General features: G+C 30.8%; 22 protein-coding genes. 2 read left to right on the top strand and 20 right to left on the bottom strand.

What is annotated here, in order from left to right:
- Positions 1 to 69: 69 nt before the first annotated feature.
- Complete coding sequence (locus B3040_RS09900; RefSeq protein WP_291572750.1) at positions 70 to 2,412, bottom strand: AAA family ATPase; 2,343 nt, start codon at positions 2,410 to 2,412, stop codon at positions 70 to 72.
- Between the two features lie 241 nt (positions 2,413 to 2,653).
- Here B3040_RS09900 and B3040_RS09895 point away from each other — a divergent pair, with 241 nt between their 5' ends.
- On the top strand, positions 2,654 to 3,076 hold the full coding sequence (locus B3040_RS09895) for a hypothetical protein (protein ID WP_291572748.1): 423 nt from the start codon (positions 2,654 to 2,656) through the stop codon (positions 3,074 to 3,076).
- A gap of 60 nt (positions 3,077 to 3,136) precedes the next feature.
- Here B3040_RS09895 and B3040_RS09890 read toward each other — a convergent pair whose 3' ends face one another.
- Positions 3,137 to 5,683 carry a cation-translocating P-type ATPase gene (locus tag B3040_RS09890; RefSeq protein WP_291572746.1) on the bottom strand — a complete coding sequence of 849 codons (2,547 nt, stop codon included), beginning with the start codon at positions 5,681 to 5,683 and terminating at the stop codon, positions 3,137 to 3,139.
- A gap of 475 nt (positions 5,684 to 6,158) precedes the next feature.
- Between B3040_RS09890 and B3040_RS09885 the strand changes: the two genes are divergently transcribed.
- Entirely contained in the window at positions 6,159 to 7,802 is a 1,644-nt protein-coding gene (locus tag B3040_RS09885; RefSeq protein WP_291572744.1) for a putative manganese-dependent inorganic diphosphatase, read from the top strand.
- A gap of 38 nt (positions 7,803 to 7,840) precedes the next feature.
- On the opposite strand, the gene B3040_RS09880 is transcribed toward B3040_RS09885, so the two are convergent.
- The 18 genes from B3040_RS09880 to B3040_RS09795 all read right to left on the bottom strand — a co-directional run bounded on the left by B3040_RS09880 (position 7,841) and on the right by B3040_RS09795 (position 22,585).
- Entirely contained in the window at positions 7,841 to 8,626 is a 786-nt protein-coding gene (locus tag B3040_RS09880) for a hypothetical protein (RefSeq protein WP_291572742.1), read from the bottom strand.
- 490 nt (positions 8,627 to 9,116) lie between these two features.
- Positions 9,117 to 9,899 (bottom strand): flagellar hook-basal body complex protein, encoded by a 783-nt coding sequence (locus tag B3040_RS09875; protein ID WP_291572740.1) that lies wholly within the window; start codon positions 9,897 to 9,899, stop codon positions 9,117 to 9,119.
- Between the two features lie 16 nt (positions 9,900 to 9,915).
- Positions 9,916 to 10,704, bottom strand: a complete 789-nt coding sequence (locus B3040_RS09870; protein ID WP_291572738.1) for a flagellar hook-basal body complex protein — start codon at positions 10,702 to 10,704, stop codon at positions 9,916 to 9,918.
- Positions 10,704 to 10,865, bottom strand: coding sequence for a hypothetical protein (locus B3040_RS09865; RefSeq protein WP_291572736.1), 162 nt, complete (start codon positions 10,863 to 10,865; stop codon positions 10,704 to 10,706). Before B3040_RS09865 ends, B3040_RS09870 begins: the two co-directional genes overlap by 1 nt.
- 35 nt (positions 10,866 to 10,900) lie before the next feature.
- Positions 10,901 to 11,503 (bottom strand): hypothetical protein, encoded by a 603-nt coding sequence (locus B3040_RS09860; RefSeq protein WP_291572735.1) that lies wholly within the window; start codon positions 11,501 to 11,503, stop codon positions 10,901 to 10,903.
- Positions 11,504 to 11,518: 15 nt separating this feature from the next.
- Positions 11,519 to 12,253 carry a FliA/WhiG family RNA polymerase sigma factor gene (locus B3040_RS09855; RefSeq protein ID WP_291572733.1) on the bottom strand — a complete coding sequence of 245 codons (735 nt, stop codon included), beginning with the start codon at positions 12,251 to 12,253 and terminating at the stop codon, positions 11,519 to 11,521.
- Positions 12,254 to 12,264: 11 nt separating this feature from the next.
- On the bottom strand, positions 12,265 to 12,918 hold the full coding sequence (locus tag B3040_RS09850) for a flagellar brake protein (protein WP_291572730.1): 654 nt from the start codon (positions 12,916 to 12,918) through the stop codon (positions 12,265 to 12,267).
- A 9-nt stretch (positions 12,919 to 12,927) separates the two neighbouring features.
- Positions 12,928 to 13,797 (bottom strand): MinD/ParA family protein, encoded by an 870-nt coding sequence (locus tag B3040_RS09845; protein ID WP_291572729.1) that lies wholly within the window; start codon positions 13,795 to 13,797, stop codon positions 12,928 to 12,930.
- On the bottom strand, positions 13,791 to 14,861 hold the full coding sequence (gene flhF, locus B3040_RS09840; protein ID WP_291572727.1) for a flagellar biosynthesis protein FlhF: 1,071 nt from the start codon (positions 14,859 to 14,861) through the stop codon (positions 13,791 to 13,793). The genes B3040_RS09845 and flhF overlap by 7 nt, the downstream gene beginning before the upstream one ends.
- A complete protein-coding gene (flhA, locus tag B3040_RS09835) occupies positions 14,858 to 16,924 on the bottom strand; it encodes a flagellar biosynthesis protein FlhA (protein WP_291572725.1) in 2,067 nt (688 codons plus the stop codon). Before flhA ends, flhF begins: the two co-directional genes overlap by 4 nt.
- A 51-nt stretch (positions 16,925 to 16,975) precedes the next feature.
- A complete protein-coding gene (locus tag B3040_RS09830) occupies positions 16,976 to 18,817 on the bottom strand; it encodes a fused FliR family export protein/FlhB family type III secretion system protein (protein WP_291572722.1) in 1,842 nt (613 codons plus the stop codon).
- Between the two features lie 11 nt (positions 18,818 to 18,828).
- Positions 18,829 to 19,098 (bottom strand): flagellar biosynthesis protein FliQ, encoded by a 270-nt coding sequence (fliQ, locus tag B3040_RS09825; RefSeq protein WP_291572721.1) that lies wholly within the window; start codon positions 19,096 to 19,098, stop codon positions 18,829 to 18,831.
- Positions 19,099 to 19,110: 12 nt separating this feature from the next.
- Positions 19,111 to 19,920 carry a flagellar type III secretion system pore protein FliP gene (fliP, locus tag B3040_RS09820; protein ID WP_291572718.1) on the bottom strand — a complete coding sequence of 270 codons (810 nt, stop codon included), beginning with the start codon at positions 19,918 to 19,920 and terminating at the stop codon, positions 19,111 to 19,113.
- Positions 19,921 to 19,933: 13 nt separating this feature from the next.
- Positions 19,934 to 20,338, bottom strand: coding sequence for a flagellar biosynthetic protein FliO (locus B3040_RS09815; protein WP_291572716.1), 405 nt, complete (start codon positions 20,336 to 20,338; stop codon positions 19,934 to 19,936).
- An 8-nt stretch (positions 20,339 to 20,346) separates the two neighbouring features.
- Positions 20,347 to 20,850: a flagellar basal body-associated FliL family protein gene (locus tag B3040_RS09810; protein ID WP_291572714.1), complete on the bottom strand. Its 504-nt coding sequence runs from the start codon at positions 20,848 to 20,850 to the stop codon at positions 20,347 to 20,349.
- A 4-nt stretch (positions 20,851 to 20,854) separates the two neighbouring features.
- Positions 20,855 to 21,580, bottom strand: a complete 726-nt coding sequence (locus B3040_RS09805) for a flagellar motor protein MotB (protein ID WP_291572712.1) — start codon at positions 21,578 to 21,580, stop codon at positions 20,855 to 20,857.
- The gene (locus B3040_RS09800; protein ID WP_291572709.1) at positions 21,573 to 22,382 is read right to left on the bottom strand and encodes a motility protein A; all 810 of its coding nucleotides are present in this window, start codon (positions 22,380 to 22,382) and stop codon (positions 21,573 to 21,575) included. Before B3040_RS09800 ends, B3040_RS09805 begins: the two co-directional genes overlap by 8 nt.
- An 11-nt stretch (positions 22,383 to 22,393) precedes the next feature.
- Positions 22,394 to 22,585, bottom strand: coding sequence for a flagellar FlbD family protein (locus tag B3040_RS09795; RefSeq protein WP_291572707.1), 192 nt, complete (start codon positions 22,583 to 22,585; stop codon positions 22,394 to 22,396).
- Positions 22,586 to 22,642: the final 57 nt, after the last annotated feature.

The raw sequence follows: 22,642 nt of genomic DNA, 5'->3' as shown, positions 1-22,642 counted from the left end.
TTTTTTTATTTAGAAACATTTTAGTTAATAATTAATTTTTGCAACTAATACTTCCTGACAGGTCCATGATTAAATTGTTTTTTCATCTTTGATTTTTCTCTCTGTAACTTTTGTGGGCTTAGGCTTTTCAATATATTTTTTACATTCTTTTTCTATAACCTTTAGTATCTTCTCTAAATTAATATCCTTATAATCAATTAACACTTGTAAGGCATCATCTATATTCTCCATAGTATAAAGCTTAAATTTTCCGTCTATAATAGCATCTTCAACTTCCTTACAAAGCACCAAGTCTTCCTTATTTGAAATAGGTATTAACACACCTTTATCTTCTATAGTGCTAAGTTCTTTACAAACCCTAAAAAATCCTTCTATTTTCTCATTGACACCACCAATTGGCTGAACTTCACCAAACTGATTTATAGAACCAGTTACCGCAATATTTTGCTTTATGGGTAGTTTAGTTAAAGAAGATATCATGCAAACTACCTCAGCCACTGATGCGCTATCCCCATCAACCATGCCGTATAATTGTTCAAAACTTATATGAAAGTCAACAGGTAGCTTTCTATACCCCCCATTAAGTGAGCTCATGAATCCTCTTAAAATACTTATAGCCTTATTATGGATTCTTCCACTCAAATTTGATTCTCTTTGAGTGTCGATAATATGGCCATCCCCTTTATAACAGGTACAAGTAATTTTTAGTGGTTTACCAAAACTTGCGTAACCTGTATCTATAACTGACAATCCATTAATTTGCCCTACTCTACTACCGCTTATACTAATAAGCATCTTCTTCTCTTTATAGGTTTTTAATATTTCTTCTTCTATAAGCTCTCTTTCATATGCAATATGAATAATGTCATCAGCCTCAATAGTTTCTTTTCCTTTCTCTAAAACCCTATCATTGGCTAATATAATTAAATTAGTTAAATCATAATCATCAAAGAAAATTTTATTTTTATTTTCAGCCTTTCTTGAAAGCACTTTAGCAATCTCTTTTATTGCTTCATGGCTAAGGGGCTTAATATTATTTTGAAGAGAGAACCTATTTATTTCACTTACTAGAGAGCCTTTTATACTTTCATCTATTTCCATAATTGTTTTATATTCTGTTCTCATCTTAAAAATCTTTCTAAAATCCTCATCATGAGTATAAAGTAAATCATAGGTTTCATAATCTCCTATTAAAATTACCTTCTGCTTAACTTCAATAGGCTTAGGTTTTAATCCACTGAGAGCTAAAAGTTCAAAATAACCCTTATTGTAATCCAAATCAACTTTTTCTGTCATAAGTACTTTTTTTAGATAATAATAAGATTGTAAATTACTTAGAAGATTGTTAACCCTAATTATCAGACATCCCCCATTAGCCTTAATTAGGCTTCCAGCCTTAATCAAGGACACATCTGAAACATATACATTATTATGATTTTCATACTCTATATTACCTAAAAGATTTGTAACATTTGGGTCTTCTTCAAATATAACAGGCGGAGTTTTATTTTCACTATTATCCACAATCACATTTATCATGTACTTATAAATAATTTCATTAATTTTTTCTTCGTCATCATCATAATTAATACTATAGTTTTCTACCAAATTATTTTCTATAGTTCCACATACATATTCTAAATATTCTACTGCTTCTGTATTTTCTACTAGTAATTCTCTAAAATTCTCTTTTTTACTTTCTATCTGATCATTTAAATACATGAGCATTATTTCTTTTATCTTCTTTAATTCATTAGCTTCCATGTTCTTTAGTTGTTCTAGTATATCTTTTGCCTTAGCCTTAAGTTCATTTACCTTGCTGATCATTGCATCTTTTTCGTCCATATCTAAATCTTCATACTCTTCTTCTGTCATCTCCCTACCTTCACTTAGTGGAATAAAGGTAAATCCGCCATTATTACTCTTTATATCAAAGCCACTACTTTTGGAAACTTCAACTAAACTATTTATTATTTCATTTCTTTTCTTTTGAATTTTATCAACCAAAGAATCTTTTTCTTTGTTCTCTGAATCGTTATAAAACTGGAAAGTGTACTCAGCATATAACCCTTGTAACTCTTCTAATGCAGCTTTGAATTTATTTCCAAGGCCATTTGATAGTATAATTGGTATTGGTTGCTTATCATCATCCTTTACTACATAACAAATATCATCTGGTGCTTTATTATCTTTAAAGATATTTTTTACATACTCAGTTATATGTTTAATTCTATCTTTAGAATAATCATCTACTAAATAAATATTATATCCATCATTATCTATCTGAAGAGCTGTTTTTATCTTTTTATATGCCTCTAAATACTGAGGTAACATCCACTTTTCCCCTGACGTAGAGACTCTATTAATATTAAAATCATAAATTATGTCTTTGGGAGTTAATTCTTTATACATACTCTCCTCCTTCAAAATCATTTATTATATTAATATTCTTTAAAACCTTATTTTGGAACAAAAATATAAAAATTTTATAAAATTGAAAGTTTTTCTATAGTAAACTTTGAAACTTTCATATAAACTTGTTATAATAATGTGGTTATTATATAATATTTTTGTTATCATAATAATATTAATAAATAAACATATACTTTAAGTAATTATAAGTTTATATTCTTCATGAAAAGGAGTCATTAATATGGGATTTAAAGAAAAATTATCAGAAAGTTATACTAGTAATTGGTTAAAAAAGTATGGAGACAGATTAACTCAGCTTCAAGGAAGAGTCCTTTCTATAAAGTCTGAAGAGAAAAGTTTTTTAGGAATTATCAATTGGATTACAGTTACTTTAGTATTAAAACAAGAAAACAGTAAGGCAGTTGCTACTTGCATTTACAAAAAAAGAAGATGGTTTAAGAAACCTGAGTTTGTTGAAATAAAACAAGGACATTCCTTGGTGGTTCAAGGATTAAAGCCTGATAGAAAGAAGAAGAAAAACAAAGATGTAAAAGAGTTTATTTCAATTATGAATGTTATGAATCTAACCACTAAAAAGGATTTAGTTCCAGTAGAAGGTGGCCTAAAAACTCAAAGAGTAAGAGCTGATAGAAGATTCAAATAATGAAAATAAGCAAATTAAGTTTAATATAAACTTAATTTGCTTATTTTTTATTTAAATATTTTAATGCTTATGACTTAGTAATATATAAACACTATTAATTAAGGAAATTATTCCCGAGAAGAACACAATTATCATCCATTGTCCAAAGTTGATTGCTGAGGTATGGAATATTCCTTGGAAAGTTGGTACATACATAATAGAAACTAAAGCTCCTATGGAAATAGTCACTGCCCCTAATAAGTACATATTGCTAAATGGATTTATTTCGAATAAAGATAGTTTTTCACTTCTACATTCAAATACATGAATTAATTGAGAGCAAATTAAAGTTCCAAGAGCTAAGGTTCTACAGGTTTCCAAGTTAAACCTATAGTATTTGCCAACTAAAAATGCAAGTACTGTACATATTCCTATTAATGAACCTCTTAATAAAATCTTCTCTTTCAATCCCCTTGAGAATACACCTTCATTCTTATCTCTTGGTCTTTCATACATAATATTCTTATCTGCTGGATCTACACCTAAAGCAATAGCTGGAAGTCCATCTGTTACCAAATTTACGAATAATATTTGAATTGGTAAAAGAGGTACTTCTAAATAGAAGAGAGATGCTAAAAACATAGTTAACACTTCTCCAAGGTTACAAGATAACAAATACCTTATAAACTTCCTAATATTATCATAAATCACTCTTCCCTCTTCAACTGCTGCTACTATAGTTGCAAAGTTATCATCTAAAAGAATCATTGATGCGGCTTCTTTGGTCACATCTGTACCTGATACCCCCATAGCTATTCCAATGTCAGCTTCCTTAACTGCTGGAGCGTCATTTACCCCATCACCAGTCATAGCTACAATTTTATTTTTAGCTTTAAAGGCTTTAACTATTCTTAACTTATGCTTAGGGCTTACCCTAGCAAAAATTCTATATTTATCTATACTATTATTTAACTCTTTATCACTTAGGTTATCCAGCTCGGCTCCAGTTATAACTTCTGAGGCATCAGAACATATATCTAGTTCCTTCCCAATTGCAAAGGCAGTGTTTTTATGATCTCCAGTAATCATTACTGGCTTAATACCAGCAATTTTGCACTCTAAAACTGCATCCTTAACTTCTTTTCTTGGTGGATCGATGATTCCTGCAACCCCAACAAAAATTAAATCACTTTCCACCCTTTCACTCTTTACTAAATGATTTTCTTTATAGGCCCCTGCGATGCAGCGAAGTGCTCTAAAGGACATGTCATCTATAAATTTTTCCACACTCTTTCTGTAAGCTGGTGTTAGGGTTTCAACTCTTCCATTTATTAAAATATGAGAACATTTTTCTAGTACTCTTTCAGGCGCACCCTTAACATAGCAGATTTCTTTATCTCTACTGTCCTTCATAATAACAGTCATCATTTTTCTTGTAGAATTAAATTGTATATCATAAACTCTTTCAGCAGAGGCTACAAACTTTTCTATATCTCTAGTTTTATTGAAGAAGGCTTTAATTAGTGCTGTTTCTGTTGGGTCTCCCATTAATGCCTTCTCTACAGCGCTATTAGTAAAATCATAATTACAGTCATTACAATAAGTAAATATTTTTTTTAGCATATCATTTTCACAGTGTTTTTCACCATCTATATTATGAATTTTACCATCATAAAGTAGAGCTTTCACAGTCATTTTATTTTCAGTCAAAGTTCCTGTTTTATCACTACAAATTACAGAAGTACAACCTAGAGTTTCAACTGCAGGAAGTTTTCTAACTAAGGCATTTCTGCTTAACATTCTAGAAACACCAAGAGCTAATGCTACTGTAACAATAGCTGATAGCCCTTCTGGAATTGCTGCTACAGCCAAACTAACTCCAGACAAAAACATTTCATAGGCATTTTGCCCACGCCATATACCTAAAATAGTTACCAAGGCACAAATTGATAGGCATAGTACCACAAGTATTCTACCAAGAGAATTCAATCTTTCCTTTAATGGTGAAGCTTCATCCTCAATATTACCAAGCATATCAGCTATTCTACCCATTTCAGTATTCATTCCTGTAGAATAAACCTTTGCCTTTCCTTTTCCCGTAAGCACTATAGTCCCCATGTACATATGGCAATTATCATCTTCACTACTTTTAAAAACCCCTACTGACTCTCCTGTTAGTAAGGATTCATCTACCATTACATTGTTATCCTCTACTAATATACAATCTGCTGGAACTCTATCTCCACTTTCTAAAACTATTAAATCCCCTGGTACTAGATAAATGGAGTTGATTATCTCAATTTTACCATTTCTAATTACCTTTGCTGTAGGAGATGCAAGCTCTTTTAAAGCCTCTAAAGATTTTTCAGTTTTAAACTCCTGAACAAAGCCAAGAATTGCATTCATAAATACAATGATAAGGATTGTTATTGCATCAGCCTTGTCCCCCATTATTCCTGAGATTAATGTAGCAGCAATTAATATCCATATAATTAAATCATTAAACTGTGAAAGAAAAATCTTCATAGCTGAAATTTTTTCTTTGTTTGCTAACACATTAAGCCCATGTTCTTTTAACTTTCTTTCAACTTCATCACTAGTAAGTCCTCTGTATTCTTTAGCTCTCACACTTTTTCCCCCTTTTTATAAAATTTAGCATCTTATATATCAGTTCTTATGCATGGCCAAATAGATGCCTTTCCATAAAATATATGTACTAGCTTCTTAGTATATTCCTTAAGAGAAATTACCCAAAGAAATTCTATGAAGGACAAAGCTATGAGATTAATTTATATCCCTTGTGTCATGTAGGAACCTAAATTCAACACTTAACTTATATATGTATCCTATATTGGTTCCCTTAAGGCGTTTTGAAGATTTGCTTATTCATGATAAATGAAATTCATCACGAACAAATTAACCTTTGCATAAGGAACCCAATAACATGCAATAATTTTTTAGAAATACTTGTTTATTGAGAGTTAAAAACTGTTCATATCACCTGGAAATCATGTTAGTATCAATAGTTTCATTGACATGGTAATAATTACACTATAAAATACTATGTATATAACTTGGAATTAATAAACAAGGAGGCATGCAAATGAAAAATACTATATATATTACAGGTCATAGAAATCCTGATTCAGATTCTATTTGCTCTGCAATAGCCTATGCTGAGTTCAAAAATAAAACTCAAAAAATTCCTGCAGTTCCCATTAGACTTGGAGAAATAAATAGAGAAACTGCATTTATATTAAATTATTTTGGTGTGGAACCACCTCAATTAGTTCAAACTGTAAAAACTCAAGTTGCAGATTTAGATATTGATACTGTGGCACCTATTGCTCCAGACATATCATTGAAAATGGCTTGGTCCATAATGAAAAAAAATAACATCAAAACCTTACCTGTCATTGATTCAAACGATAGACTATGGGGAATAGTTTCCGTTTCAAACTTAGCCTCTAGTTATCTAGATATTTGGGATAACTATATCCTAGCTAAGAGTAATACTACTATAAATAATATCCTTGAAACTCTTTCTGGAAAGATTGTATATTTATCTGAAGAAACACTAAATCTTACAGGTAAAGTAGTAGTTTCCACCATGGCACCTGACTATGATAAAACTATAATAGAAGCAGGAGATATTGTAATTTGTGGTGATAGAGAGGATACTCAAAAGTTTATTATAGAAAAGCAGGCAAAACTAATGATAATTTGTGGTAGTAGCGTCCCATCTAATACTACTATAGACATAGCTAAGGAAAAAGGTTGCTCTGTAATAACAACTCCTTATGACTCCTTTACTGCTGCACGTCTTATCCCACAAAGTATTCCAATCAGCTTTGTAATGACTAAAAATAATGTAATATCCTTTGATACCAATGATTTTATAGAAGATATTAAAGATATTATGCTTGAAACTAGGTATAGAAGTTATCCTGTTTTAGATGAAAGTGGTAAGGTAATCGGTAGTATTTCTAGATATCACTTAATTACACAAAATAGAAAAAAGGTTATTTTAGTTGATCATAATGAAAAAGCTCAATCTGTTGCTGGACTTGAAGAGGCAGAGGTTTTGGAAATCCTTGATCATCATAGAATTGCAGACATTCAAACTGGACTACCAATTTATTTTAGAAATGAGCCTGTTGGAAGTACTTCAACTATTGTAGCATCAATATTCTTTGAAAATGGTATTAGACCAAGCAAGCAAATTGCAGGACTTTTGTGTGCTGCAATTATATCAGATACTTTATTATTAAAGTCTCCTACAGCTACCTTAGTTGATGAAATAACCCTTAAGAGATTGGCTGAAATTGCCAACTTAAATATAGAAGATTTTGCTAAAGAAATGTTTAAAGCCGGAACTTCTCTTGAAGGCAAAACTGCTAAAGAAATTCTATATCAAGATTTTAAAACCTTCGCCATTAATAATTATAAAGTTGGAGTTTCTCAAGTAACTACCACTTATATTGAAGGGTTTAATCCAATGATTGAAGATTTAAAAGCTCTTATGAATAGAAAGGCTTCCTCAAATGGCTTCGATATAATGCTTTTAATGATTACAGACATATTTAGTAGTAGCTCATTGTTTATTGCTGCTGGAGAACATAAAGAACTGTTCTATAGAGCCTTTAATGTTAAGTCAAAGAACGATACTGTTTTCTTAGATGGAATTGTTTCTAGAAAAAAACAAGTTATTCCGCCAATTACTGAGGTAATTAATCAATCTAAGTAATAAAATTAACACAAAGCAGTGAAAATCCTTCAGGACATTCACTGCTTTATTATAAAGCTAATTATTTCTGCTTGGTAAATCCAAAATGCTATAAATATAACAAAGCATATACTATATATTAAGGATAAATAGTCCTTTACAACTATATCATCAATTTTATTAGTATAAGTTCCATAACTTTTTAAATAATGCACATTTTTTCTCTCAATATAATAGTAAAAATTAACAGCTTCAATATAAGCTGCCATGATATAAACATTTAACAGGGGATCATGAAAAATATTACTAAGGAAATCTCCTCTAAAGCTGATCTTAAAGGTTTTATTTCTTGGCACATATATAATGTAGAGTATTATTAGTGCTATTATACATGGGATAATATTCAATACATTATTTAGTGTTTTATATATATTGCTATGAAAGCTAACATAGTAAATCAGAGTATAAACTATACCTCCAATATTACCTACCAGCATTATATAAATTATTGGTGCCATGAATCCACAAACTAAAGATCTTGATATTATTGATAAGGCATCATAAAAGTGTCTTTTATCCCCTACCTTATTTATAAGGGTTTTTCTTTCACTACTACTAATTTCAATAACTATAAACGCTACAATTAGATTTTCTAATTCTTTATTGTTAATTAAAGTTATCACCATACCTATTAATGGAATAACAATCAAATAAACTAAATTACAAATTGCTTTTCTATTGAGTTTTGCTATTAAAAACCTATTGAAATTTTCAAATATAAAATGCCTATCCACTCTCCATAGCACTATACTAATTAAACATCCAAAAAGGTACCCCACTCCCATAGCTTTCCTCCCCGCTAATAATTCTAGTATATAAACTTTTCAAATTGCACTGATTCTTAAAGACTCCTTTGTTTGAGTTGTTAAGTTTTTATACCCTATTATATGTGATTAATAAATTCTTTAGAATGTAAAAAATCTTATGCCTTAGAGTAATTACTAAAGGGTTTTTAAATACTTCTCTCTTCTTTATAACTAAATCTAACAACAGTGCTATATAATTTTAATAGACATTTATTTCTTATTGTATTTAAAAATATATATTATAAAGATATATTTTTTCACCCAACTCAATTGATACGTAAGAAAAACTGCAAATAAAAAACCCATATAAGGATTAAAAACCTATATATGAGTTTATATTATAAAATTTATGTATTATTTATTAAGTTTTCTTACTAGGATTTATCTACTTTGAAATGGTAACAATTTCACACAAGGTAATACCATTAAAACTAATAAGGTAATATATATACTTAATTAAATATAATCACTATCTTAAATTATTCACCATATGCCACATTTCATCTACGGTTTTTAATCCTGAAGAACTTAACTGAAAAGCCCTTTGAGTTACTATCATATCGGTCATCTCTTGACCTATGTCCACATTAGAATTCTCCAAATAACCTTTAAGTATGTTTCTATCCTGCACTTCAACCATATCAACGTTTTCTCGTGGAATAAACAAACTTTCTCCGGTAGAAAGTAATCCATCTCCACCTACAGAATCATAAGTTCTTACTTCGCCTACTCTAATGAAATTCTCACCAGTCTTAACCATTAAGCTTCCATCCTTATCTATATCAAAACTACCTTCTTTAAGTTTTAATTCTCCAGAAGCATTTAACTCATTTCCTAACTCATTAACAACACTTAACCTATAACCATTATTATCCACTAAAGTACCTTGTGAATCAAGTTTAAAGTTTCCATTTCTTGTATACGCAGCAGTACCATCCTGCTTATAAACCTTAAAGAATCCTTGTCCATCAATTGCCAAATCAGTATTAGTTCCTGTCTCCTTAAAACTTCCTTGGGTGAACTGTCTAAGAGCAATTGTACTCTTAACTCCACTTCCAGCATAAAGATTAGTTGCCCCTTCTGTTGTTGGATATCCTAGCCTTTGTAAAGAGTTATTAAATAAATCCTGGAATTGAACATTTACTTTTTTATATCCTACAGTATTTACATTAGCTATATTATTGGAAATAGCATCCAACTTATTTTGTTGTGCCATCATTGAACTTCTATTAGTGTACAAAAGTGTATACATATTTTCACTCCTTAACCTATCTTACTGTTCCAATTTCATTTACTGCCTTACCTAAAGTTTCATCCAGTGCCTTTAAAACCTTAGTATCACTTTCAAAGTTTCTCATTACAGCCATCATATCTGACATTTCCTTAATCATATCTACATTGGCAGTTTCCAATGATCTTTGATTAATTGAGTATTTAGTAGCCATAACTGGATTTTCTCCTTTGTACAGATTATCACTGACTTTATTCAAGTTTTCATAATTATTGTTTACTTTTTCAAAATTAACTACTGCAACTTGACCTCTTGTTATCCCATCCACAGAAATAGTACCATTTTTACTGGATTCAATATCTCCACGACCTACATACAAAGGTTCTAACCGTCCGTTGTTATATCCCATAACTCTATCTCCATTAACTGTAACTAAATAGCCATTCCCGTCAATGTTAAAGTGTCCGTCCCTTGTGTAGTAATTTTGTACTCCATTATCTTCACTTCTTTGAACTACAAAAAAACCTTCTCCTTCAATGGCAAAATCAGTGCTTATACCAGTTCCTTTAACTAAACCTTGTGAAAAGTTAGTATTTCTTTCATTAATCTCAGCACCATTACTCAAATATCCAATATTATTACGAACATTTCTACTTCCCTGTAATCTATCTCTATTAGATATCATTACTTCATCAAAACTTCTTATTGAGATATTTTCTGACTTATAACCTGAAGTATTAGCATTAGCAATATTATTCATAATGACATTCTGTTTTGCCTCGCTTGTTATGAGTCCTGAAGTAGCAGTATACAATCCTCTTATCATTATTTCACCTCATCCTTAATAATTACCCTAATTTCTTCGGGATATTTCATCCCCATTTTTCTAGCTCTAATCTCAACTTGTCCTTCACTTAAACTGTAATTAATTCCATTATAAGCAGTAAAAAAAGTACCAATTAATATTCCAATGCCTATACCAAGCAAAATCTTCTTATCACTTAAAAATTCAAAACATGCCTTTATCTTAAATATAATTCCTTTATTAATAGGACTTCACCCTTTCCTATATTAAGCCTAGATGCAATTTCATCTAAAGTTAGCCCTTCATTAAATAAGTTTTTCACATCTTCAATTTTTAGATTACCACTTGCTAATGTATCCTTAACATGTCCATCTAAAACAACCTCATTATCCATTTCATATTTAATATTTGGTGAGTTTTTCTCTATTAAATTACTACTAATTATTTTATCATTCTCTTTATTATAACTTACTCCGAATTCTTGTGCACTACTATTATGAAAATTTTCAATTTTATTATTTATTTTATTCAATTTATTAATTTCTACATCTTTACTATCTTTTACATTTTGTTCTAATATGTCCTCAGTATCTATTTTGAGTAATTTCTCCACTATGTCCTTCAAATCTAAAATTTCACGTTGTAATTCTGTGATTGTTTCTGCAAATTCTCTCCTTACTTCAAGCAACATTAAATCGACATCCTCCATATTGGCAGATGCAGTGTCAAAAGTTGACTTAAAAGATTTTTTTTCCTTTTTTATAGCTTTTGCATTTAAAATTACTAAGGAAACTCCAATGAAAATTAATAAAATATACATGTATCCACCCTATTTCTAAGAATTCAAATCGTATTTAAGCTTGTGTATTGCATTTTTTAAGTTAATAATTGCTTTGCTATGTAATTGACATACTCTAGACTCAGACACCCCTAAAACTTCTCCAATTTGCTTTAAAGTTAACCCCTCAAAATAATACAGATTTAGTATTAGTTTATCCTTCTCTCTCAATGCATCTAGAGCCTTATATAAATATTCTTTCATCTCTATATCTTCAAGAGTTTTTTGTGGACTTGGACTATTAACATCTTCAATAGAATTTAACAATGCAACATCATCTTCATCACTAAATAGTAGCGAATCCAACGAGACCATTGAAATATAATTTATATACCCTTCAACTTGTGCTACTTCTTCTTTTGTAATTTGTAATTCATTTGCAATTTCAGTATTAGTAGGTTCTCTAAGCAATTTATTACGAAGTGTTTCTATAGCCTCATTATATCTATTAAGCTTATCCATAGATCTTTTAGGAATAGGACTATTTTTTCTTAATTCATCGATAATAGCTCCCTTTATCCTTATAGATGCATAAGTTGAAAACTTCATTCCTTTATCTTCATCAAACTTGCTTATAGCATCCATAAGTCCCAGTATACCATAACTTACCAAATCCTCAAACTCAAAATATTTCGTCTTACCAATTATAATTTTTGAAGCTATGTATTTTACTAGTGGTAGGTACTTCTTAACAATTTCTGTTTTTACGTCTACATGGCATGCTACAGACATCTTTATTCCTCCTATTTAGATCTAATGTTTTTTCTCATAAATCTGAAAATAAACCCTATAATTTGTTCTCTAGTACTATCGTCAATCTCTTCATAGGAAAGGCCACAAATATAGGAATTATTATCTACATCCTTTTCCACTCTTTTAACTTTGCACTTAACTAAATATTGCCTATTACCAATTGGTAAATTTACCATTAGAATATCTTGTGGTTCTACTTTTGATGAAATTTTAATCTTAATTCCTCCGCCACTCAAATCTAAAGAATATCCCTTGCAAAACTCTTCTTCTAAAGCATTTTTATCTACTTTCTCATTATAATTCTTTAAAACAACATAATTAACTTCAGTTATGTAGCTAATTCTGACGTAATTTCTTCTTTGTACCTTATAAAATTCTGTAGGCATACTGATTGCAATCAGTGGAATATTCTCATATTTCCTTCCAATTACATGTGATTTAAATTTATATATATTTCCTTTTTCATCAGCATAATATCCCTCTATTAAATCATCCTGATTCAGTGGATAGTAAAGACCTCCACCCATGGGGACACTGATATATAAAAACCTATCATTTACTTCTTGGATCAGACTTTTTGTTATAGCTCCATTATTACATATTATTTCTAACTTCTTATTAACCTGAAAAGATATTGTACTCATTTTGCCTCCCTAAGAAAATACTTTAAAAATTCTTTTAAATAGTTCTTGAACTCCACTAGTAGTCATCCTACAATTAATACCTTGTAAATCATTTGCAATTTTATTGATGTCTTTAGTAAAATCAGTACTCGGATAAGATAATACTAAAGGTGTCTGCTTTCTAACTGCCTGAGTCACTTTAGAATCATCAGATACATTGCCCAAATGATATAATTTTATATTTAAAAACCTTTCTGCAGCATTGTTAAGCTTATTAAAAGTGCAGTTGCCTTCTTTTTCATCAATCACTCGATTTACTATAATTTTTGCTGATGTTTTTATTTTAAAATGATTCACTGCTTTTAATAAGCTGTATGCATCAGTCAGAGATGTAGGTTCTGGTGTAGAAATAACAAGAAATTCATCACTACAAGCGATAAAGCCCAGAACACTTCTGTTTATACCTGCTCCAGTATCAATTAATATGTAATCATAACCTTCAATATTTTCTAGTTTCTTTAAAAAGTTCATTCTTTGTACTTCAGTTAGATCATCTACTTTGGAAATGCCAGATCCGCCTGGAAGCAGTTTAATTCCATGTGGCCCCTCTACTAAAACTTCATTTATTTCCTTTTCATTAAAAATAATATCAAACACACTATACTTAGGAATACACCCAATCAGAACGTCGTCATTTCCCATACCTAAATCAGCATCAAAAATCATAACTTTTTTTCCAAGTTTTTGGAGTGCAATCCCCAAATTTACCACAATATTACTTTTCCCAACCCCGCCTTTTCCAGAGGTTATAGTTAAAACCTTAGTTTCAATATCTATTTTTTTTTCCTTTATAACATACTGTTCTGCCATTTGTCTCAATTTTGCTGCTTGATCTAACATATGCTCTTTTCTCCTAATATTAAATCTACAATCTCACTCTTAGTTGGGGTCTTTATATCTTCTGGAACATTTTGTCCCGTAGTTATAAAGCTAATAGGAGTTTCTGAATTATGAACAATATTTAAAATAGAACCATAAGTGCCAGTTTCATCTAACTTAGTAATAATTACATAATCATAGTCTATTGTGCTATACCCCTCTGTTATGATATTTACATCTCTATTTTTTGTTGTAGCACTAATAACTAAATGTACTTTTCTAGCCTTGGATTTATTTATAAATCGCCTAAGTTCAGATATCTGCATAGCATTCTTACTACTTCTACCTGTTGTATCAATTAATACCACATCACAATCTTTCATACTTTCAATGGCAATCTCCATATCCTCTGCAGAAAACACTACTTTGAAAGGTATTGACATTATCTCTGCATATGTTCTTAACTGCTCTATCGCTCCAATTCTGTACGTATCTACAGTTATAAGACCAACTTTCTTCTTCTCTATAAGTGCAAGTTTACCAGCTAACTTTGCTATTGTAGTAGTCTTTCCAACTCCAGTAGGACCAATTAATGCAATGACTCCTTCCATAGTAGGAGTTTCAACATTGACAAAGTCACTAATTAATTGTATTAGTGAGCTTTTAACTTCCGCTTCATCATCACTTATGATTAATTGATTTAAGATATTCTCCACAACCTCGTCTGAAATATCCAAATCTTTAAGCAAAGTATCAACTCTATGCTTATGCTTAAAATCACTATTTGAAACATTACCACTATTTTCCATAAATGAATTCATTAATGATTTCATTTCTTCCATTTCTTTAAGTATTATCTGCGAGTTATCATTTTTATTATTAGCTGACTGATTTTTTTCTTTCTCAACATTTTCCTTTGAATCAATAGCTGCAGTAACTTCAAAGACTTTAGGTGAAAAAAAGCCCTTAAGTCCTGGTTTTTTTATCCTTCTCTGGCTAATGATAACCGCATCTTTCCCTAAATCTTCTCTAATTTTATTTAGTGCTTCTCTCATATTCCTTGCAAAGTAGCGTTTTATTATCATTGTAGTTCCACAACTCCTTCAGTTCTTATCTCCATATCATTTGGTATTTCATTAAGTGAAAGTACGGTCATATTTGGAAATACCATTTCAATAAGTTTTCTAAAAGCAGGTCTTATTCTTGGTGAAACTAAAATTACAGGTGTATTATTTGGAAAATAAGTTCTATTCAATCCATCTCTAATTGAATTCAGTATTTCAGTTGTTACTTCAGGGTCCACAGCTGGAAAAGATCCTTGCATCGATTTTTGAATGTTGCTTCCAATAATATTTTCAATTTCTGGCGATAAAGTTAAAACGGTGATAACATTATTTTCATCTACTAATTCATTACAGATATTTCTACCAAGAGAAAACCTTACATACTCAGTAAGAATCTCAATATCTTTGGTGTTTCTCGAATTATCCGCGAGGCATTCAAGTATTGAGACCATATCTTTTATTGAAACCTTCTCTCTTAACAAATTTTGAAGTACCTTTTGAATTTCACCAATTGTCATCAACTCTGGAATTAACTCTTCAACTACTGTACTATACTTTTCCTTAACTGAATCAATAATAAGTTTTGTTTCTTGACGACCAAGGAGTTCATGACTATGAGATTTAATAGTCTCAGTTAGGTGTGTCACCATAACTGTTGTTGAATCTACAACAGTTAGTCCCTTTATCTCTGCTTCTTCTCTTTGATCTTTATTAATCCAAAGCGCCTCAATCCCGAAAGTTGGCTCTACTGTTCTTATTCCAGCCATTGGAATTTCCTCATTGCTTGGATCCATACAAAGTAACATATTTGGCATTAATTCTGATCTTGCTATTACAGTTCCTCTAATTTTTATTATGTATTCATTTGTTTTTAACTGCAAATTATCTCTAATTCTAATAGGCTGTACTACAATTCCCATCTCAATAGCACATTGACGTCTTACAGAGGAAATTCTTTGAAGAAGATCTCCGCCTGATGATTCATCCGCTAACGGAATTAGTCCATAACCAATTTCTATTTCTAGGGGTTCTACTGTTATTAAATTCATTACACTTTCTGGCTCACGACTTTCAGTTTCAATGATTTCTTTTTCCTGCAATTCCATAGTAGATACCACTTTAGCCTTCTCTTCTTTATACAATAAATATGAACTATAACCTGTAGCTGCTGAAAGTAATAAGAAAATTAAAGTTGGCATTCCAGGAATTAATGCAAAGATAAATAGCACAAAAGAAGATATTGCAATAACAATTGGAAAAGCAGTCAGCTGTGATGTAACTTGAGTTCCTAAATTCTCATCACTTCCTGAACGAGTAACCAATATACCAGAAGCAGTTGAAATTAGTAGTGCAGGTATTTGTGCTACCAATCCATCTCCAATAGTTAATTTAGTATATGTGGCTGCTGCTTCTGCAGCCCCCATATCCATCATTAATACACCGATAATTATCCCACCTATTATATTTATAATAGTTACAATAATTCCAGCAATGGCATCACCTTTAACAAACTTTGATGCTCCATCCATAGCTCCATAAAAATCAGCTTCTAATTGGAGATTCTTTCTTCTTTCTCTAGCTTGCTCTTCGCTTATCATGCCAGCATTCAGATCTGCATCGATACTCATTTGTTTACCTGGCATTGCATCAAGAGTAAATCTTGCACTAACCTCAGAAACTCTACCCGCTCCATTAGTTATAACAATAAACTGAATAATTATAATAATCAAGAAAATTATTATTCCTACTGCATAGTTACCACCAATAACGAATTCACCAAAGGCTTGAACTATTTTACCGGCATTAGCTTGTGATAATATGAGTCTCGTAGAAGATACATTTAATGCCAATCTGAATAAAGTTGTAACTAGCAACAATGTTGGAAATACAGATAACTGTAGTACATGAGTAGTAAACATTGAAATAAGCAATATTACCACTGATATTGATATGTTTATTGCAAAGAAAAAATCTAGTATTGCTGGCGGTAATGGAATAATTATCATAAGTACAATAAGAATTACTCCAAAAGCAACCACAACATCTAAGTTATTTTTAATTTTAAAAGCTCCATACTCTGCCAAATCTATCATCCTTCTTTATTATTTCTTTATTAATCATGTATAATCAATATTTTATTTTTTTGAAGATGCCTTTACCACTAAAACAAGAATTTCTGCTACTGCTTGATACATGTCATAAGGTACTTCTTCATCCAGCTCTACCTTACTAAACATTAATCTTGCAAGGGGTTTATTTTCAATAATTGGAACTTTATTCTCTATAGCAATTTCTTTTATTTTAACTGCAATATTATCACTACCTTTTGCAACAACAATTGGTGCCTTACCACTATTTTCCTCATACTTCAATGCTATTGCAATATGAGTAGGGTTAGTAATAACTACTGTAGCATCGGGTATTGATTGCATCATTCGTCTCATTGCCATATCCCTTTGTTTTTGTCTAATTTTAGATTTTACTAAGGGATCACCTTCTTGCTGCTTGAATTCTTCCTTGACTTCTTGTTTAGTCATCTTTAAATCTTTGTTGTACTGGTATCTCTGGTAAACATAATCCATCACTCCGATAGCTATTAATACCATTGAAACCTTAGAAAAGATACTTATTATAAGCTTTGAAACCTCAGTAACTATAACATCAACTTTGAAATTATTATAATTTATTATTGAGTAATAATTATCTTTTACAAAGCCATAACCCACATACCCAACAATAGTTACAATAATTATATTCTTTATTAAATCCACAAGTGCTTTTATAGAGAACATTCTTTTAAAGCCACTAATGGGGTTTATTTTTTCAAGTTTAGGCTTTAAAGTTTCTGTAGTTAATACCTTTCCAGTCTGTGCTACATTAGCAACAACTCCAATTATCATTATCGGAATAGCAATAGGTAAAAAGATCATCATAATTCTTATAAAAGAATTTATTAAAATACCCTTAAAGCTTTGGTTATTTAGTACGAAATTAGGATAGTAATGCAAATACAATATAATGGTTTCCTTTAATTTATTAACTGCAAATTCACTAACTATTAAAATAACAATGGTAGTCGTTAATAACACTATAGCAGAGGTTAACTCTTTACTTTTGATAACTTGACCTTTTTCTTTAGCATCCTTTTTCTTTTTAGGGGTTGCTTCTTCTGTCTTTTCCCCGCTATCACTAGCAACGAACATTACAAGGAAAGGTAAAATGTTAAAGTACTGTGTAAATATATGATCTAGCCTTCCAATGTTTGTAACTACAACCTTCATAATCATAGGAATTAATAACCCAAAAGCGGAAAGACCAACTAAAAGTTTAATAGGCATCCCCATAATCATAACGTTAAGCTGAGGCATTACCCTTGAAACTAAGCCAAGGACTATTTCTGTAATTAGCAATATTAATATTATAGGTATTGCTATTTTAACACCTATAATAAAGAACTCAAAAATAAGATGAATCATATATGTTGAGTGCTGAGTCAAAAATGTAAAGCTTCCTAATGCTACCACATTAAAACTATCTATTAGAGCCTTAATTACAATCAAGTGTCCATCAACTAGAATAAAAACAATTAGTGAAATCCAATATAAAAGTCTTCCCATAACAGATAAGTTTTCGCTGGCAATTGGGTCAAATAATGTCATCATTGAAAAACCAATAGAAAAATCCATCATTTGACCTGCCATTTGCGCCATAGAGAATATTAAATTGATAACAAACCCCATGGAAAGACCTACAATAATCTCTTTAAAAGCAATTGGTATAATTCCCATCATACTATTTATACTAACGACAGAACTAGAATCCAAAAAAGGTGTAATTACTATGGAAATCACCATTGATAAACCAATCTTCAAAAGTGCTGGAGTGTCACTTGGGAAAAATGCTTGCACTGAAAATATTAACGAAGTGAATCTCAAAAATACCATGAAAAAAACTACAAATAATGTTAAGTCAATCAAATTTATCCCACCTAAGCTCCAATATTCGAAATTATTGTGAAAATTTGCTTAGTAAAACTAATCAACTGATTTCCCATCCAACTAGCTGTTAAAAGTCCTACTACAGCCACTGCCAGAATTTTAGGAACAAAGGTTAATGTTTGCTCCTGTATTTGAGTAGTGGCCTGAAAAATGCTGATTATAAGTCCTACTACAGTAGCAGTAATTAAAATTGGTCCTGAAATCATAAGTGCTACCTTAATCATATCCTTTAATAGAGCAACAACCATTGTATCTGACATATTCTCACCTCATCATTTAAAACTTAAAATTAAAGACTGACTAATTAAATTCCATCCATCAACTAATATAAAAAGCAATAATTTAAAAGGTAAAGAAATCATTGCTGGTGGTAGCATGAACATCCCCATGGACATAAGAACACTAGATGCTACAATATCAATGATTAAAAAAGGGATAAACAGCATAAATCCGATTTCAAAAGCTGTTCTTAATTCACTAATAACAAAGGCTGGTAATATAACATGAACAGGAACCTCTTCATAGTTTGGAGTTTGAATTCCACCTTCCCCTTCTTCTATTTTGACAGTGTCCTCCAGCTTTCCTGCCTCCAAAAATAGCTTTAAATCCTTAACTCTTGTCTGTTTTAGCATAAAGTCCTTTAGTGGTTTAACTCCTTTATCCATCGCTACTTCTGTTGTGATTTCCCCATTTAAATAAGGAGTTACAGCTTCTGTTGTTATTGTATTAAAGGTTGGTGCCATTACAAAGAAAGTTAAAAATAATGCTAGTCCAATTGTTACTTGTCTTGGAATTGATTGTTGGGCACCAATTGCATTCTTTAAAAATGATAAAACTGTCACTATTCTTACAAATCCAGTTGTCATAATTAGTATTGAAGGTAATACTGTAAGAACAGTTAATATCAATAGTAATTTTATATTATCCACATATTCAACTGGTGTAGATGGTTCATTGAAGGATATATCTACATTAGGTATAGGAATAGTGTTGTTTGCAGCATAAGCAATATTTTCTTTCATCAAAATAAAAATTAACAAAACACTCAAAAATATAATAGGTTTATAACTTCTTTTTTTCATAAATCACTTTCCTCTAGTCCTTAGTAATTTGATCATCATCTGATTTTTTTAAATTTAATTTTGATACTATTTTTGATAATTTAAAAGAATCCATTTTAATTCCTTCTATGCCCTTATTGAATTGCTGCAAGTTTAAAGTGTTAATCTCTCTTATTTTCTCAATCTCTGATGGTTCTAGTTGCCTTAATATTTCAATTTTACCAATTGAGTTACTAACTAAATAAGCTTTGTCGCCAACTTTTATAATAAGCAATGAGTTTTCTTTTGAAAGAGGTAGCCTCTCTAGGATCTTCATAAACCTATTAGTCGTTCCTAGATTTAGTTTGCTACCCACTTTCCCAACAATTAAAATTAAAGCAATAATAAATGGAAAAAATACCAAAATTTTAAATAAAGTAACCCAAAAATTTCCATTCATTTTTCCACCTATTGAATTAAAATTTCGGAGAAATAAACATTGCCTATCTTACCTTTAGTCAATTGATCATTTATTTTATCAGCTAACTCCTTTTTAATTGCCTCATCTCCCTGAACTGATAAGTCAGAGCTCTTTTTAATTCTTAAAACATTATTAACAGTATCTCTTATGATAGGCTTTTTAGTAGTAAGTTCAGCTACTAGCTCTTTATTATTAGTATATCCAATGAAAATTTTAGTTTTTAAATATCTAGGCTTTCCTTCATCAGCTAAGTTTATCAAAAACTCATCTAACTCAAAAGTAACTACTTCTCCATTGCTATCATTCTCAATAGAAACACTATTTTCCATGGCACTTGATGCTGGTTTAATACTCTTAGCTGCAAAGTAATACGCCCCAAAAGCAACAACCCCAACTAATATTAGTCCAACAACTGCTCCTATTACTATTAAAATAACCTTAGAGCCTTTTTTTTCTTTAATGTCTTTTTTAACTTTATTTTCTGCAGCCATTTTACTACTCCTTTTTCAACGCTTTTTTATTTGATACAATAATTATATTTACTCTTCGATTCATTGCTCTATGTTCTGGAGTATCATTGGAAATAATAGGATTAAACTCTCCATAAGCTTGAGCTGAAAATCTTTCAGGGTTTTTTTGTCCCTTAGTAACTAAAAAATAATCTAGTACACTTAAAGCTCTAGCAGAGGATAAATGCCAGTTACTAGGGTATTGTGCAGTACTTATAGGCTTATTATCTGTATGTCCTTCTATGATTACATTACTAGTTACTTCATTAATCATTTCATTAACCTTTTCTAATACACCAAGACTATCACTCCGCAAATCTGATTTACCAGTATCAAAAATAATAGCTTCTTTTAATTCAATATTAATACCCTTGTAATTCTCATAAATATTAACATCATTTTCCAGATTATTTTCCTTTATAAAAGCTTTAATATCTTCATACAGTTTTTGTTCCTGATTCTCTTTAGCTGCTTCTGTTATTGGATCAGTGGTACCCACCACTGGTACTTCTCCACTTGCAATATTAAACTCTAGCATAGAGTCATCAGCTTTACCCGTAAATATACTTTGAAAAGAATTAGAAATTTGTTTAAACTTTTGTGCATCTACAGTAGAGAACGAGTATAAAAGAACAAAGAAGGTTAAAAGCAGTGTTACTGTATCTGAATAAGTGGCAAGCCAGGCATCTGTTTTAATCTCCTTCTTAGCCATTCTCTGCCACTCCTTCACTATTAACAGCTACAGTATAGTATTTTTTTCTTTCATCTGGTGATAGGTATGCTACCAACTTATCCTCAATAATTCTAGGGTTAACCCCTGATTGAATTGCTAAAACTCCCTCAATAATCATTTGTCTAGTCCCAATTTCTTGAGCACTTCTATATTCTAACTTCGCAGCTATAGGTAGTGCAATAACATTTGCTACAATAGACCCGTAAAAAGTAGTTATAAGCGCCTTTCCCATACCTTTTGCCAAATTTGAAGAGTCTGTCAAATCAGCAAGCATTTGAATTAATCCAATCAAAGTTCCTAACATCCCCATTGCAGGAGCATATGCACCCAATGTTTTAAATACCGCTGCTGCATCATTATGACGCTTTTCCATTTCATTGATCTCCAAAGTCATAATTTCCCTTATTGACTCTGGCTCAATTCCATCAACTACCATATTCATGGCTTTCTTAATAAACTCATTTTGGATTTGAGATATTTCATCCTCTAAAGAAAGTAATCCCTCTCTCCTTGCTTTTCTTGACAAATTAGTAAACAAGCTAATAGTTTCAAATTTAGATAACTCTTGTTCTTTCATAACTTGTATAATAACTTTTCCAAGTCTTTTAAATTCACTCATTGGATAAGCCATTAATAGAGTTCCGATTGCTCCTCCAACAGTGATATAAATTGACAGAGGATCCCAAAAAACAAGGTATCCAGCATTACTCTTCATTCCAATAATAATAAGAGCAGAAGCTGCTATAAACCCTATTATAGTTAAAAAATCATTCTTTTTCACGTCATATCCTCCTAAACATGCAGGTTAAAGATCTTATTTTTATACTTTATTACCCTATTAATTACTTCTTCAACATCTTCTTTTACCAGGTACTTCTTTCCATTAATTAGAGTGATTACAGTCTCTGGTATATGTTCAATTTTTTCAATATGTTCGCAGTTTAATATAAATGTAGTTCCTGTTAAAGTGCTAACTTCAATCATAATTTTCCTCCCAAAAGATTTTAAAATATACAAGATGAATTTTAATACCAGCACTAA

Origin of the sequence: Clostridium sp. UBA4548 (assembly GCF_002387895.1) — a bacterium.
In the GTDB taxonomy this organism is placed as follows: Bacteria; Bacillota; Clostridia; order Clostridiales; family Clostridiaceae; genus Clostridium_J.
Note: the sequence above shows the minus strand (reverse complement) of the source record. Positions and strands in the feature narration are given on the sequence as shown.

Excerpts from the sequence above, each read along its gene's own strand:
- B3040_RS09900 (WP_291572750.1), bottom strand. The coding sequence starts at position 2,412 with ATGTATAAAGAATTAACTCCCAAAGACATAATTTATGATTTTAATATT.
- B3040_RS09895 (WP_291572748.1), top strand. The coding sequence starts at position 2,654 with ATGGGATTTAAAGAAAAATTATCAGAAAGTTATACTAGTAATTGGTTA.
- B3040_RS09885 (WP_291572744.1), top strand. The coding sequence starts at position 6,159 with ATGAAAAATACTATATATATTACAGGTCATAGAAATCCTGATTCAGAT.
- B3040_RS09880 (WP_291572742.1), bottom strand. The coding sequence starts at position 8,626 with ATGGGAGTGGGGTACCTTTTTGGATGTTTAATTAGTATAGTGCTATGG.
- B3040_RS09875 (WP_291572740.1), bottom strand. The coding sequence starts at position 9,899 with ATGTATACACTTTTGTACACTAATAGAAGTTCAATGATGGCACAACAA.
- B3040_RS09870 (WP_291572738.1), bottom strand. The coding sequence starts at position 10,704 with ATGATAAGAGGATTGTATACTGCTACTTCAGGACTCATAACAAGCGAG.
- B3040_RS09860 (WP_291572735.1), bottom strand. The coding sequence starts at position 11,503 with ATGTATATTTTATTAATTTTCATTGGAGTTTCCTTAGTAATTTTAAAT.
- B3040_RS09855 (WP_291572733.1), bottom strand. The coding sequence starts at position 12,253 with ATGTCTGTAGCATGCCATGTAGACGTAAAAACAGAAATTGTTAAGAAG.
- B3040_RS09850 (WP_291572730.1), bottom strand. The coding sequence starts at position 12,918 with ATGAGTACAATATCTTTTCAGGTTAATAAGAAGTTAGAAATAATATGT.
- B3040_RS09845 (WP_291572729.1), bottom strand. The coding sequence starts at position 13,797 with ATGTTAGATCAAGCAGCAAAATTGAGACAAATGGCAGAACAGTATGTT.
- flhF (WP_291572727.1), bottom strand. The coding sequence starts at position 14,861 with ATGATAATAAAACGCTACTTTGCAAGGAATATGAGAGAAGCACTAAAT.
- fliQ (WP_291572721.1), bottom strand. The coding sequence starts at position 19,098 with ATGTCAGATACAATGGTTGTTGCTCTATTAAAGGATATGATTAAGGTA.
- fliP (WP_291572718.1), bottom strand. The coding sequence starts at position 19,920 with ATGAAAAAAAGAAGTTATAAACCTATTATATTTTTGAGTGTTTTGTTA.
- B3040_RS09815 (WP_291572716.1), bottom strand. The coding sequence starts at position 20,338 with ATGAATGGAAATTTTTGGGTTACTTTATTTAAAATTTTGGTATTTTTT.
- B3040_RS09810 (WP_291572714.1), bottom strand. The coding sequence starts at position 20,850 with ATGGCTGCAGAAAATAAAGTTAAAAAAGACATTAAAGAAAAAAAAGGC.
- B3040_RS09805 (WP_291572712.1), bottom strand. The coding sequence starts at position 21,580 with ATGGCTAAGAAGGAGATTAAAACAGATGCCTGGCTTGCCACTTATTCA.
- B3040_RS09795 (WP_291572707.1), bottom strand. The coding sequence starts at position 22,585 with ATGATTGAAGTTAGCACTTTAACAGGAACTACATTTATATTAAACTGC.